The organism is Streptomyces sp. P9-2 (assembly GCF_051903975.1).
In the GTDB taxonomy this organism is placed as follows: domain Bacteria; phylum Actinomycetota; class Actinomycetes; order Streptomycetales; family Streptomycetaceae; genus Streptomyces; species Streptomyces cellulosae.
Genome location: NZ_CP192633.1, coordinates 5595999 through 5608974, shown reverse-complemented (window position 1 = coordinate 5608974; position 12976 = coordinate 5595999). Strand labels below are relative to the sequence as shown.

Sequence of the window (12976 nt, the reverse complement as noted above, 5' to 3'; positions counted from 1 at the left end):
AACCAGGCGACCGGATTCAGTGATGTGCGGTCCTGGACGTGGCCGGGTCCCCGTGGGGCGGGTACGGATTGTCCTGCACGTACAGCCAGGTTCCGTCCAGCTGCTCCTGGACCGTGTCGCAGAAATTGCCGGTGAAGCTCTCCCGGGTACCGTCCGCCGCGTCCTGCTCCAGGCTGTAGTCGCCCATGATGGCCGCCGTGCGCTCGCGCACCTTGGTGTCCCATGAGCGCCATCCGCCGGCTATGACGGTCTGACGGGGATTGACGGTGAGCACCGGGTTGGACTTGAACCACTCGATGTAAAACGCACGGATCGCCGCTCGCCCTCGGACGATGGATCCGTCCCAGTCGACGATCGCAGCCTCCGGTTCGTGGAGCGCGATGATCCCGTCGACGTCCTTGGCCACGATCCGCTCTCCGAGCAGCTTCAGCAGCTGCTCCGGCGACGTGGCCGCGGCCCTGACCCCTGCCTTCGTCCGTGATGCGGAGTCCGCGACGGCCCGCTTTGCCTCAGCCGCGCTCGACGCCTCGCCGGCCGTCGGCTCGGCCAGGATCATCCGAGGTCCGGCAATACTGCCGGCCGTCAGCACAACGGCCGCGGCGGCTATCGGAAGCGTGTGCTTGATCTTGCTCATCCAGTCTCCCCCTACCGGAGTCGGAAAACGCGCCATGACGACGCCCCCGTGGCGTCTGCCGCACCGGTCGGCCACCGCTTTCCGTCTCTCCCCCTTGGTGACAGTCATACAACAGTCCGGAACTCGCCCCTGTCAATGTTTTTGAATAAGCGGAATACGCGGTGGGCCGCATTCCGCATTCCGTCGACGCAAGTGGAACAACAGCGAAACGCCCGTCGCCTGCAGGTTGCACCAGCAGCGGAACCCTCGCCCCTCGTGCCACCCCACCCCGACACCCAGACCGTTAATTACCGAGCGTCAGGAGAAAACGCATCACAGGTCACCACAGAGTAAAGAAAGAGGAAAGCAAGGTTCCATGCCGCCCACCGATGGTTCAATACAAAATAAAAGCATCTCTCAATTCATTTCCAGCCACGGAATGGCTGGAAATGAATTCCTGTAGGCGTCGACGGTGGCCTCAGCCGGCTGCCAGGCCCTCCAGGGCCGTCACTGCGTCCGCCAGCCCGTGGGGGCGGGCCGTGCCCGGGGTGGGGCGGCCCGACCAGCCGGGGCCCAGGGTGAGGACCGAAGGACTGCGGCGGGCGCCTCGTACGCCCCATTCCATCGACGCCACATGCGCGGCCAGCGGGCGGCTCGCCGTCGTGCGGGACTGGGCCCACAGGCCCACCGCAGCCGGGCCCGTGCGGCGGACCGCCGCGATCAGGGACTCCACCGGGAGCGCGCCGCCGAACATCCGTACAGGGATGCCCCGTTCGGCCAGTGCCGCGGACAGGACCTCCAGGGCCAGGGTGTGGTTCTCGCCCGGCGCGCACGCCAGGACCACCGTCGCGCCCGGGCGGCCGGGGACCGTGTCCGGGGCGGCACGGCGGAGGGCGCCGGAGACGTGCCAGGAGAGGAAGTGCTCCACCTCCACGTACCGCTCCCCCGACGACTCCCACTTGCGCCCCACCGCCTGCAGCGTCGGCACGATCACCTCCGTCCAGGCGGCGACCAGGCCGTGCTCACGTATCGCGTCGAGCAGCAGTCGGTCCAGCGTCGCCGCGTCGAGGCGGAGGGCGGCGCGGGCGATGCCCTTGCACTCCTGGCGTGCGTCGCCCAGACGGAGGCCGCTCCCAGCGCGGGACGCGGGTGCGGGGCTCGATCGCGCGGAGGGCGCCGGACCGGTTTCCGGCGCCGGCGTCTCGCGGGCCAGCCGTGCCGCCTCCGCGGGCGGGATGCCCGTCGCCGTCAGCGCGCACATCCGCTCCAGGCGCGCCACGTCCTCCGGCGTCCAGCGGCGGTGCCGGCCGCCGGTGTGACGGTCGGGGCCGAGTCCGTAGCGGTGGTCCCAGGTGCGGACCGTGGTGGGCGCCACGCCCAGGCGGCGCGCCACCTCGCCGGTCGTCAGACCGACACCGGGTGCGTCGTCCTCGATGCGCTCGCTCATACCTCCACCGTACCCCTTACGACGCACAAACGACGCATGTTGTCTGCGTCGATTCGTCGGTTCGACACTGGGGTCCAGTCCCGCAGTGAGCGGTACTCCTTCGAAAGGGATGGTCCCCATGCGCTCCCGTTTCCCCGTCGCCATCGCCGCCTCCACCGGCGCCTGCGCCCTCGCGCTCGGTGTCGCCGCGCCCGCCATGGCCGCCCCCTCCGCCGAGCAGGAGACGGCGATGGTCTCCGTCGTCCACGGCATCCCCGGCATGACGGTCGACGTGTACGCCAACGGCGACGAACTGCTCGCCGGCTTCGAGCCCGGCACGGTGACCGAGCCGCAGTCCCTCACGGCCGGCTCGTACGACATCCAGATCTTCGAGGCGGGCCAGGGCCCCGACGGCAAGCCCGCCCTGGAGAAGACCGTCGAGGTCGGTGAAGGCGACGCCGCTACGATCGCCGCCCATCTCAGCGCCGACGGCAAGCCGCAGCTGACCGCGTTCGCCGACGACGTCTCCAAGGTCGACGCGGGCAAGGGCCGGCTCACCGTACGCCACATCGCGGCCGCGCCCGCCGTGGACGTACGCGCCGGCGGTCAGCCCGTCTTCACCGGCCTGACCAACCCGAACGAGGACTCCGCCGTGGTCGACGCGGGCACCGTCGACGCCGACGTGGTCCTCGCCGGCACCGACACCGTGGCCATCGGCCCCGCCGAGGTGAACGTGGCGGAGGGCGCCGGCACCGTCGTCTACGCCTGGGGCAGCGCCGAGGGCAAGAACCTCGCCCTGGCCACGCAGAAGTTCAGCGGCATGGACTCCATGCCGAAGGGCGTCCACGCGGGCGGCGGCGGCGCCGCCGTCTCCGCCAACTCCACGACATGGACGCCGGGTTGGGCCGCCGCCGGCGGTGCGGTCGCCGTGGCCGGCGTGCTGGCCGCCCGTCGCTTCGCCGGCAAGCGTGGCTGACACCTCGCGGCGGCGCGGGGGACCCGCCGTGACGGTCGCCGTTCTGGTGGCCGTCACGGCGGTGGTCCTCGGTGTGCTGGGGTGGGCGCGGGGGCCACAGCGGGCCGGCTCCCCCTCCGACTTCGGTGCCGCACCGTCGGCGACGGCTGCCGGTGACGCCGGTCGGCCGTCCGGCACCGCGCCGCCGCCCTCCGCGGCCGAGCCGGCGGCCGTACGGCAGGCCGTGCCCGCGCGTGTCCTCGTGCCCGGTGTCGGGCTCGACGCCCGGGTCGAGGGGGTCGGCGTGACGCCGCGCGGGGACATGACCGTGCCGGACGATCCGGCCGTGGCCGGCTGGTACCGGTACGGGCCGCCCCCGGCAGCCCCGAGGGGTCGGCCGTGCTGGTGGGGCACCTCGACGGCGAGACCGGTGACCTGGGTGAGTTCGCCGCGCTCAGGGACGTGCGGGCCGGGGACACCGTGGAGGTACGGCGGGACGGCGCAGAACCCGTCCTCCACCGCGTCACCGCGCGCTCCACCGTCCCGAAGGACGAGCTGCCGGCGTCCGCCTTCCGCCGTACCGGGCCGCCGGTGCTCACGCTCATCACCTGCGCGCCGCCGTTCCAGCCGGAGCGAGGCGGTTACACCGCCAACCTCGTCGTGACGGCGGAGCCGGTGGATGACCCACAGGCCCCCTGAGCTTCCCGACTCACCTGATCGTGTGTGTCGTTGTCCGTTCGTTCGGCGCCATTTCGAACAGGGCGCGGGCAAACGGGTGTTCCCTGGCGCAAGTATTCGATCATCACGAGTCATCCACGAAAACCCCCGTACTCCGACACACCCTGCCCGCCTAACGTTCCAGCGCGGCCAGGGCGGAAGGGCTGTCCGAGGGCGAGCTTCCCCCCGAGGCCGCCGCAACGACATATCGACTGAGAGGGAGACGCCCGTGGCAAGTGTGGAAGTGTCGCTGAAGGACATCATGACCAGCGTCGAGGGGGCCCTTGGTGCGGCCGTCGTCGACTACTCGAGCGGCATGGCGCTGGGCACGCTGGGCGGAGGGAAGGACCTGGACCTGACCGTCGCGGCGGCCGGCAACACCGACGTGATCCGCGCCAAGGTGCGCACGATGGAACTGCTGGGTCTCACCGGGCAGATCGAGGACATCCTCATCACCCTGGAGTCCCAGTACCACCTGATCCGGCTGGTCACCGGCCGCAGCGGCAACGGCCTGTTCCTGTACCTCGTGCTGGACAAGTCCCGTTCGAACCTGGCGATGGCCCGCCACCAGCTCAAGCGGGTCGAGGAACAGCTCGAAGTGTGAGCCGCCCCGGGGCCCGGCCGACGCGCGCCCACGATGTGAAGACTTCTTCAAGTCGCCACATGAACATGGTCCCAAGCCGTGGGCGGGTGCCGGGCCGAGCCAGAAGGATCGGCGGCGAAGAACGGCACGCTGTGGGCGGCGCCCGTCGAGGGGCGCCGCCGCACAGCGGAGAACATCCCCGACGCGGCAGGGAGCGCGCACCCATGCAAGTCCCCCTCTACCAGGCCAAGGCCGAGTTCTTCCGGATGCTGGGGCATCCGGTGCGCATCCGGGTGCTGGAGCTGTTGCAGCACGGGCCGGTGCCGGTGCGGGACCTGCTCGCCGACATCGACATCGAACCGTCCAGCCTCTCCCAGCAGCTGGCGGTACTACGCCGGTCCGGCATCGTCGTCTCCATACGTGAGGGCTCCACGGTGACGTACGCCCTCGCCGGCGGCGACGTCGCCGAACTGCTCCGCGCGGCCAGGCGGATCCTCACGGAACTGCTGGCCGGGCAGAGCGAACTCCTCGCGGAGCTGCGGCAGGTGGACGTGCCGGTGCCGTCGGCGCCCGGGGGCGGGGAGGAGTAGGGCGTCCTCCTCGCGGAGCTGCGGCAGGTGGACGTGCCGGTGCCGTCGGCGCCCGGGGGCGGGGAGGAGTAGGGGGTCCCGCCGATGGAGCGGCTCAGTCGTGTGCCGTGGGGAGCGGACGCGCCCGGCCCTGGCGGGGAGGCGCAGGACCTGGTGGTGCCGCTGCGGCTGGCGACCGAGTGCGAGCTCTCGCTGCTGTACACGACGACCGTCTTCGGGTCGCCCCGGGACGTCACGCTCGACGAGATCGCCATCGAGACGTTCTTCCCGGCGGACCGGCGCACGGCCGAGCTGATGCGGGGGCCGGCCGGCTGAGCGCGGTCGTCACCATTCCCGGATGCGCCACCACCACCAGCGGCCCGCCGTCCACTCGCTCGCCCAACCCGGGTCCGGAAGCGTACGCCGCTCGAACTCGGCGTCGATCCGTTCCACCAGGCGGCCCAGGTCGGTTCTGGCCCCTTCCGGGAGGTGCCGCAGGGCCACTTCCAGGTCGTCCCTGCCGTCCTCGACCTCGATGCCGGGGCTCTCGTACGGGCCCGTCAGACAGCGTCCCGGCTGCTTGAAAGCCCACTCGAACCGGCTGAGCGCGTTGGCGACGGCATCCGGCCACAGGTGCTCGGCCTCGACACGTCGCACCGCTGCCCGGGTCCTGGCGGAGACGCCCGGAATCCGGCGAACAGGCATGTGCTCGGGTGGCCGCCACCGCTCGGCGCGGACGGCCCCAGGACGCCTACGCGGCATCGCCCTTTCGGATCAGGATCATCTCGGCATACTGCCACGGTTCCTGGGCCGCCGACGAACGTGTTTGAGGCCAGGCGCCCGCCATCAGGCGTCGCCGAGGGTGTCCAGGCCGGTCAGCGCGCCGACCGGGTCGGGGTCGGGGGTGCCGCGTGGCCACCAGTCGTCCTGGTCCGGCTCCGACTCGTACGCGTACCAGAGGTTGTCGCGGCCCAGGCGGAGCTGGACGTGGCCCCTGGGGTGGGTGAGGCGGTTGCGCCACGGGCGGAACGCGGGGAGGTCCGCCGCGAGCAGCAGCGGGCGGGCGCGGTCGAAGCGGCCGGCCGGCGGGTCCCACGGCTCCTCCAGCACGGCCAGTCCGGTCGGGCCGCCCTGCCGCCACGCGGCGACCGCGCGCGCCAGGTCGCCGGGCGTACGGCCGGCCGCCCGCGCGAGCGACGCGTACAGCTCGCGGCTGCCCGCGGTCAGGCCCGAGCCGGGGCGGGCGGCGGCCAGGCGCACCGCGTCGTGCCAGAGGGAGAGCGGGCCGACCGGGTCGCGGCCCGTGGTGAGCAGGGCGTGCGCGCGGGCCGCCGCGTCGGTGGCGAGCTGGTCCAGTGCGAGGGGGTCCGGGCCGCCGGGGGACGCCGGGTAGACGGGCGGCTGTTCCGGGTGTTGCGGAGGGGGCAACGGGGCGGGCAGCGGCGGGAGTTCGGGGCCTCGGCGGGACACGGCGTCGGTGGCGCGTACGCCCGGCAGCGGCTCCGGTTCCCGTCCCTGGGCCGCCCGTGCGGCGCGGGCCGCGCTGAGGCGGGACAGCGCGTCGATCACCTCGCGCTCGCCGCGCCCGCGCAGGAGAAGCAGCACGAACGGGTCGGCGTCCAGCAGGCGGGCCGTCTGGTAGCAGAGCGCCGCCGCGTGCTTGCACGGGTGACCCGAGTCGGGACAACTGCAGCGGGGGGCGAGGTCACCGGGGCCGGGGAGGAGGGGGACGCCGCAGTCGGCGAGGGACTGCGGCATCTCCTTGTCCAGCAGGGCAGCGATGTGACCCGGTCGGTCGGCCGCGGCGTCCAGGAAACGGTCCCAGTCGGCGTCGTCGAACGTCCGCAGGCGTACCTGTACGCGGTAGGGGCGGGGGCGGCTGCCCTGCACGTACGCCAGGACCAGTCCCGGCGTGACGGTGATGGCGTCCACGTGCCCCTGCTCTGCGTAGCCGCGTCCGCGGGCGAGGCGGGCGGGGTCCAGCGCGCCGTCCTCCAACGCGGTGACCCATGCCCTCCCCCACCAGGTCTCGGCGAAGGGTTCGCCGTCACCGGAGGGGCGGGGAGGGAACGGGGGGAAGGTCCGGCGGTGGTCGCTGTCCCGGGCGGGGGCGGCCATGGAACGGGGGTGCGCCGCCGGGGTGGCGGGGGCCTCCCGGCGGGGGGGAGGGGCCGGCTCCCGTCCCACGCGGGCGGAGGCGAAGGTCGGTCCGCGACCGTGTGCGGCGGCCGGTGCCTCATCCGTGGCACCAGCCTGCTCGGCATCGGTGTCGGTGGGGGAAACCCCCGTCGCACCGGGAGTGGTGGTCGGCTCGTCCGAGGCGAGGGCGCCCAGCGGCTCGGCGTCGGGGCCGCGCCTCGTGGCGTCCGTGGTGGTGGGACACGCCTCGGCGTCGGGCATCGGGTCGTCCGCCATGTCGGGCATGCGGAACGCGTCGGCGAGGGTTTCCCGGATCTCGCGCGCGCGGCGGTCTGCGGCGCGGTCACCCCGCGTGGTGCGGGGAATGCGCGGGGCCGGATCACGACGGGGACGCTTCGCTGCTTCCACCTGTTCGCGGGCGAGGGCCCGCGCCCGTTCCTCACGGGCGGCGCGCAACGCCTCCCGGGCGATGTCGCCGGGGCGGGAGGACGGGGGCGAGTCGGTGGTGTCGGTCGAGCCGGGCGCCTCGGGCCCGTCGAGAGCCTGGTCGTCGGAGCCGGGCGCAGCCGGAGCGGGGGTGGGCGGTTCCTCGTCGGCAGGATGCGCCGCGCTCGGTGCGCCGCTCACGGCGGCCGGGGGAATTGCCTCACCCTCCGCGTCCCGGGAAGGCGCCCCCTCGCCGCTCGCGGACGGCGCATGCTCCACGTGCGGCCCGGCGACCGCCTCCGAGGGCGCCCGCACCTCACCGGTTTCCCAGCCGGCCGCCACTCCGCGCCGCGCCCGCCGCGCACGGTGCAATGCCTCCCGCGCCGCGTCGGACGGACGGGGAGCCCGACCAGCCGGAGTCGACGCACCGACCCGAGCGGACCCCTCCCCCGCAGCCGCCGCACGACGCAGCGCCTGGCGCGCCGCGTCCGCCGAACGGGACTCCCGGCCGGCCGCAACTGCCGAAGCGTCCTCCTCAGCCCCCGCCCCCACAACCGCCGCACCGCCCAACGCGTCCCGCACCGCGTCCGCCGGACGAGACTCCCGGCCGGCCGCAGCCACCACACGGCGCACCGCCTCGCGCGCCGCATCACCCGGCGACGCCGGCGACGCCGAGCCAAGCTCCGCGGCCTCCGCGACCGAAGGAGTCCCCTCCTCCGGAGTCCTCGTGTCCCCGGACACCGCACCCGCCTCACGCGCCGCCCGCAGCGCCTCCCTCGCCTCCTCCGACGGTCGTGGCGTCATGTCGTCGTCCTCCGCAGGGACACCAGGTCGGACAGGTCGCGGTCGGACAGTTCCGTCAGGGCCGCCTCGCCCGAGCCGAGGATCGCGTCGGCGAGGGCCCGCTTGGACTGGAGCATCTCCGCGATGCGGTCCTCCACCGTGCCCTCGGTGACCAGGCGGTGGACCTGGACGGGCTGGGTCTGGCCGATGCGGTACGCGCGGTCGGTGGCCTGTTCCTCCACCGCCGGGTTCCACCAGCGGTCGAAGTGGACGACGTGTCCGGCGCGGGTGAGGTTGAGGCCCGTGCCCGCCGCCTTGAGGGACAGGACGAGCACCGGGACCGCGCCGGCCTGGAAGCGGTCCACCATCCGTTCCCGCTCGGGCACCGGCGTCCCGCCGTGCAGCAGGTCGACCGGCACCGCGCGCTCGGCGAGGTGGCGGGTGATCAGGCGGGCCATGCCGACGTACTGGGTGAAGACGAGGGCGGAGCCGTCCTCCGCGAGCACCGTGTCCAGCAGTTCGTCGAGGAGGGCGAGTTTCCCGGAGCGGGCGGCGAGGCTGTCGCCGGCCGGGGCGTGTTCCTCCTTCAGGTACAGCGCGGGATGGTCGCAGATCTGCTTGAGCGAGGTCAGCAGCTTCAGGACCAGGCCGCGGCGCCCCATCCCCTGCGCGGTCTCGATGGCGGTCATCGACTCCCGCACCACCGCCTCGTACAGCGCGCCCTGTTCGCGGGTGAGCGGCACCGGGTGGTCCGTCTCCGTCTTGGGCGGCAGCTCGGGAACGATGCCCGGGTCGGACTTCTTGCGGCGGAGCAGGAAGGGGCGGACCAGGCGGGCCAGCCGCTCGACCGCCTGGTCGTCCTCGCCGGTCTCGACCGCGCGCGCGTGCCGGGCACGGAAGGACTTGAGCGGGCCGAGGAGGCCGGGGGTGGTCCAGTCGAGGAGGGCCCACAGCTCGGAGAGGTTGTTCTCCACGGGCGTGCCGGTGAGGGCAACGCGCGCGGGGGCGGGGATGGTGCGCAGCGCCTTGGCCGTCGCCGAGTGCGGGTTCTTGACGTGCTGCGCCTCGTCGGCGACGACCATGCCCCACCGCTGTTCCGCCAGGGTGGGCGCGGCGGAGCGCATGGTGCCGTAGGTGGTGAGGACGAAGCCGCCGTCCAGGCCGTCGAGGGTGCGGTCGGGGCCGTGGAAGCGGCGTACGGGCACGCCGGGGGCGAACCGGGTGATCTCCCGCTGCCAGTTCCCGAGCAGGGAGGCGGGGCAGACCACCAGGGTGGGCTCGCGGCGGGCGCGCTTGAGGTGCAGCGCGACGAGCGTGATCGTCTTGCCGAGGCCCATGTCGTCGGCGAGGCAGCCGCCCAGGCCGAGGGAGGTCATGAGGTCCAGCCAGGCCAGGCCGCGCAGCTGGTAGTCGCGGAGGGTGGCGTCGAGGCCGGGCGGGGGGTCGGCGGGCCGCACGCCCGCGGTCAGGCGGTCGCGGAGGGCGGCCAGCGTGCCGACGGGCACCGCCTCCACCGTCTCGCCGTCGACCTCAGCCTCCCCGGTGAGGGCGACGGACAGCGCGTCGACGGGGTCGAGCAGGCCCAGGTCCCGCTTGCGTGCCTTGCGGACGAGGGCGGGGTCGACCAGCACCCACTGGTCGCGGAGCCGGACGATCGGACGGTGCGCCTCGGCCAGGGCGTCCATCTCGGCCTCGCTCAGCGGGTCGCCGCCGAGGGCGATCCGCCAGCCGAACCGCAGCAGGTCCTCGCTCTCGAAGAAGCCGGTGCCGTCGGTCGCCGAGCCGGGCGCGGAGCGGACCACGGCCGTGGCGGTGAGGTCCTGGGCGAGGTCGCGCGGCCAGTGCACGGCGACCCCGGCCGCCGCGAGCCGGGTGGCCGCCACGCCGAGGAGGTCGCTCAGCTCGTCCTCGGACAGGGCGAGCACGTCCGGCACGTCCTGGTCGGCGAGCCGGTCCAGCGGGGGCCAGACGCGGGCGGCGCGGCGCACCGCGAGGGCGGCGTCCACGCGCGCGCGGGGCCCGAAACCGTGGTCGGCCTCGCCGGACCAGAGGGCCGCCGCGTCGGCCACCAGGGTGGGGTCGGACAGGCTGTGGACCTGCACGATCGCCGCGCCCGCCCCCCGCGCGCCACTGCCGCCCGCGGTCCCGTCGGCGTCGAAGAGGTCGTGCGCGGAGAGGTCCAGGCGCAGCGAGATCCGTACGCCCGCGTCCATGCCTGCTGCGACCTCCGCGGCCCAGTCCCGGGCGTCGGGCAGCCGCTGGGGCCGCCGGGCGGCGAACGGCGGTCCGGAGGCGTAGGGCGCGGCGGGTGTGCGGGGCAGGGTGTCGGCGACGGCGTCGAGGAAGGCGCGGACCAGCGCCTCCGGCTGGGGCAGGCGCAGCGGGCCCGGCCCGGGCAGGGGCACCGCGTGGCCCTCGTACGGGAGGGATGCGGCCACCGCGCGCAGGTGGGTCACGTCGTCCGGTTCGAGCGGGCCGGCGCGCCAGGCGTCGTAGCCCTCGGTGGTGAGGCCGGGCAGCAGGCGGCCCCGGGCGGTGAGCCGCAGGGCGTGCAGGGCGGCGGCGCCCCAGCAGGCGGCGGCCGGGTGGGCCGCCGGGTCGTGCCGGGCGCTGACCAGCAGGGGCAGGGCCTCGTCCACGGGAAGGGACAGCGCGGGGACGGTACGGCGGCGCACACTCGCGCCGTGGGGGCGTACGACGGTGAGCTCCGTGCGCCGGGCGCGCCCGTCCCTCGCGGGCACGTCCTCGTCCTCCTCCGGGGGCAGGTCCGCGCCGTCGGGGTCGTAGAAGGCGATCCGTCCGTCGCGCGGGAGGGGTGCGGGCAGGAACACGGCAGGCAGCGACGAGACCGCGAACCCGTCGGCCGTCGAGACACTCATACGCCTTGTCACCTCCCCTCCCGTCCGTCGGACCAGTCGTCTTCGACTCTACGGGCGGGGTCCGACAATCGGCTCCGGCGGCCCAAGCAGGCGGGCAGGCTAGGGCACGGTGCGGGCCACGACGTACACGCGCGGGTAGCCGGGCTTGTCGTGGTTGACGACGACCTCGTGCGTGGGCGCCGGGTCCTCCTGCTTGTGCACCAGGCCGGACCAGGTGCCGGGGCCGTCGAAGGTCCAGCCGGTGACGTCGCGGTCGCGCTCACCGATCGTCAGGCGGTCCTTCTTCAGGTCCTTCTCCGACATGCCCATGCTGGTCAGGAACGCGGTCAGGCCCGCGTCGCTGGTCTCGAACTCGACGTAGAGGCGGCTGGTCTTCCAGTTGTTCGTCTCGTACGAGGCGACCCACCAGGCCGGGTGCGGCACGGGCACCTGGTAGATGCGGCGCTGGAGCTTGGAGGGCCAGCCCTCGGTGAGGCCGGTCGCCGAGTACTTCGCCTCCTTGTCCTTGCCGCTGGCCCGGCTCTGGTTGGCGGAGATCACCAGGTAGCCGGCGGGGACGCCGATGAGCAGGACGATGATCAGCAGGGTGAGGGCGCGGCGGCGGATCATGTGGCGCCGGTCCTCACCGGTGTGCGCCCCGCCCTGCCCCTCGGGGCGGCCGGGATCGTTCGTCAGCGGAGGAAGCTCGCCCGTCACAGCGACTCCGAGGTGGCCTTGCGGGCGGCCTGCGTGAACCGCTCGAACCGCTCGTACCGCTCGACGCGGCGGCGCTTGGCGCGGCGGAAGCGGCGGGCGACCAGGCGGGCCAGGTCGGCGGCGCCGACCATGCCGGCCTCGGGGCCGAGCTGGGCGCGCACGACGCGGGCCTCCGGGCGGTAGCCGCGCCCGGTGAGGTGCCGTTTGAAGGCGTCCCGGGCGGGGCCGATGAGCAGGTCGTCGGCCGCGGAGACGCCGCCGCCGACGACGAAGCAGGAGGGGTCGAGGGCGGCGGCCAGGTTGGCGATGCCGACGCCGAGCCACTGGCCGATGTCCTGGAGCAGTTCGATGCACATGGCGTCGCCCTCGCGCGCCAGCTCGGTGATCATCGGGCCGGTGATGTCGGCGATGTTGCCCTTGACGTGCTCGATGATCCCGTAGGCGACGGGGGAGTCGGCGGCGGCCAGCTCGCGGGCCTCGCGCACCAGGGCGTTGCCCGAGCTGTACTGCTCCCAGCAGCCGCGGTTGCCGCAGGGGCAGCGGTGTCCGCCGGGCACGACCTGCATATGGCCGAACTCGCCGGCGACGCCGTACTTGCCGCGCTTGACCTGGCCGTCCTCGAGGATGGCGCCGCCGATGCCGGTGCCGAGGGTGATCATGACGAGGTTGTCCTCGCCGCGTCCGGCGCCGAAGCGCCACTCGGCCCAGGCGGCGGAGTTCGCGTCGTTGTCCACGAGCACCGGGACGGCGAGACGGCCGGCGAGACGGTCGCGCAGGGGTTCGTTGCGCCAGGACAGGTGGGGGGCGAAGAGCACCCGGTTGCGGTCGGCGTCGACCCAGCCGGCCGCGCCGATGCCGACGGCGTGCACGTCGTGCCGGTCGGACAGGTCCAGGACGAGCTCGCAGATGGTGTCCTCGACGACCTTCGGGCTCTTGGACTTGTCCGGGGTCTCCGTGCGGAGCTTCTCCAGGATGTTCCCGTCGGCGTCCACGACGCCCGCCATCACTTTGGTGCCGCCGATGTCGATGCCCACGGTCGGCACCCGGGGCGCCGACAGGTGGGAGCGGCGCTCCCGCGTACCGACCGTTCTCAGGACGGTCGCGCGCCGGGAGCCGATGGGGGCGGTGAAGTCGCGGTAGGTGCTCATCGGGCCCGATTCTGCCGCACGGGTGCCCCGATCGCGGTACCG

The 12976-nt window shown here is 73.9% G+C and carries 12 protein-coding genes; 5 read left to right on the top strand and 7 right to left on the bottom strand.

Going from position 1 to position 12976, the window contains the following annotated elements:
- Positions 1–16 precede the first annotated feature (16 nt).
- Positions 17–634 carry a YybH family protein gene (locus tag ACQY0Z_RS25520; RefSeq protein ID WP_254587473.1) on the bottom strand — a complete coding sequence of 206 codons (618 nt, stop codon included), beginning with the start codon at positions 632–634 and terminating at the stop codon, positions 17–19.
- A gap of 457 nt (positions 635–1091) precedes the next feature.
- Entirely contained in the window at positions 1092–2060 is a 969-nt protein-coding gene (locus tag ACQY0Z_RS25515; RefSeq protein ID WP_254587474.1) for a MerR family transcriptional regulator, read from the bottom strand.
- A 118-nt stretch (positions 2061–2178) separates the two neighbouring features.
- Here ACQY0Z_RS25515 and ACQY0Z_RS25510 point away from each other — a divergent pair, with 118 nt between their 5' ends.
- The 5 genes from ACQY0Z_RS25510 (at position 2179) to ACQY0Z_RS25490 (ending at position 5199) form a co-directional block, all read left to right on the top strand.
- Positions 2179–3015: a DUF4397 domain-containing protein gene (locus ACQY0Z_RS25510; RefSeq protein ID WP_254587475.1), complete on the top strand. Its 837-nt coding sequence runs from the start codon at positions 2179–2181 to the stop codon at positions 3013–3015.
- A 378-nt stretch (positions 3016–3393) separates the two neighbouring features.
- Positions 3394–3693: a class F sortase gene (locus ACQY0Z_RS25505; protein ID WP_439812866.1), complete on the top strand. Its 300-nt coding sequence runs from the start codon at positions 3394–3396 to the stop codon at positions 3691–3693.
- 247 nt (positions 3694–3940) lie between these two features.
- Positions 3941–4315 (top strand): hypothetical protein, encoded by a 375-nt coding sequence (locus tag ACQY0Z_RS25500; protein WP_189904172.1) that lies wholly within the window; start codon positions 3941–3943, stop codon positions 4313–4315.
- A 203-nt stretch (positions 4316–4518) separates the two neighbouring features.
- Positions 4519–4884: an ArsR/SmtB family transcription factor gene (locus ACQY0Z_RS25495; RefSeq protein WP_189904170.1), complete on the top strand. Its 366-nt coding sequence runs from the start codon at positions 4519–4521 to the stop codon at positions 4882–4884.
- A gap of 84 nt (positions 4885–4968) precedes the next feature.
- Positions 4969–5199 carry a hypothetical protein gene (locus ACQY0Z_RS25490; RefSeq protein ID WP_439812865.1) on the top strand — a complete coding sequence of 77 codons (231 nt, stop codon included), beginning with the start codon at positions 4969–4971 and terminating at the stop codon, positions 5197–5199.
- A 9-nt stretch (positions 5200–5208) separates the two neighbouring features.
- Here the strand turns inward: ACQY0Z_RS25490 and ACQY0Z_RS25485 are convergent, their stop codons facing one another.
- The 5 genes from ACQY0Z_RS25485 to ACQY0Z_RS25465 all read right to left on the bottom strand — a co-directional run bounded on the left by ACQY0Z_RS25485 (position 5209) and on the right by ACQY0Z_RS25465 (position 12934).
- On the bottom strand, positions 5209–5520 hold the full coding sequence (locus ACQY0Z_RS25485) for a hypothetical protein (RefSeq protein WP_254587478.1): 312 nt from the start codon (positions 5518–5520) through the stop codon (positions 5209–5211).
- A gap of 189 nt (positions 5521–5709) precedes the next feature.
- Positions 5710–7629 (bottom strand): SWIM zinc finger family protein, encoded by a 1920-nt coding sequence (locus ACQY0Z_RS25480; protein WP_439812864.1) that lies wholly within the window; start codon positions 7627–7629, stop codon positions 5710–5712.
- Between the two features lie 599 nt (positions 7630–8228).
- A complete protein-coding gene (locus ACQY0Z_RS25475; protein WP_439812863.1) occupies positions 8229–11090 on the bottom strand; it encodes a DEAD/DEAH box helicase in 2862 nt (953 codons plus the stop codon).
- Positions 11091–11189: 99 nt separating this feature from the next.
- Positions 11190–11786: a sugar kinase gene (locus ACQY0Z_RS25470; protein WP_381730934.1), complete on the bottom strand. Its 597-nt coding sequence runs from the start codon at positions 11784–11786 to the stop codon at positions 11190–11192.
- On the bottom strand, positions 11783–12934 hold the full coding sequence (locus ACQY0Z_RS25465) for an ROK family glucokinase (protein WP_254586125.1): 1152 nt from the start codon (positions 12932–12934) through the stop codon (positions 11783–11785). The genes ACQY0Z_RS25470 and ACQY0Z_RS25465 overlap by 4 nt, the downstream gene beginning before the upstream one ends.
- Between the last annotated feature and the right edge of the window lie 42 nt (positions 12935–12976).

Bases quoted from the DNA above. Each gene is read 5' to 3' on its own strand.
- ACQY0Z_RS25520 (WP_254587473.1), bottom strand. From the start codon at position 634: ATGAGCAAGATCAAGCACACGCTTCCGATAGCCGCCGCGGCCGTTGTG.
- ACQY0Z_RS25515 (WP_254587474.1), bottom strand. From the start codon at position 2,060: ATGAGCGAGCGCATCGAGGACGACGCACCCGGTGTCGGTCTGACGACC.
- ACQY0Z_RS25510 (WP_254587475.1), top strand. From the start codon at position 2,179: ATGCGCTCCCGTTTCCCCGTCGCCATCGCCGCCTCCACCGGCGCCTGC.
- ACQY0Z_RS25495 (WP_189904170.1), top strand. From the start codon at position 4,519: ATGCAAGTCCCCCTCTACCAGGCCAAGGCCGAGTTCTTCCGGATGCTG.
- ACQY0Z_RS25490 (WP_439812865.1), top strand. From the start codon at position 4,969: ATGGAGCGGCTCAGTCGTGTGCCGTGGGGAGCGGACGCGCCCGGCCCT.
- ACQY0Z_RS25475 (WP_439812863.1), bottom strand. From the start codon at position 11,090: ATGAGTGTCTCGACGGCCGACGGGTTCGCGGTCTCGTCGCTGCCTGCC.
- ACQY0Z_RS25465 (WP_254586125.1), bottom strand. From the start codon at position 12,934: ATGAGCACCTACCGCGACTTCACCGCCCCCATCGGCTCCCGGCGCGCG.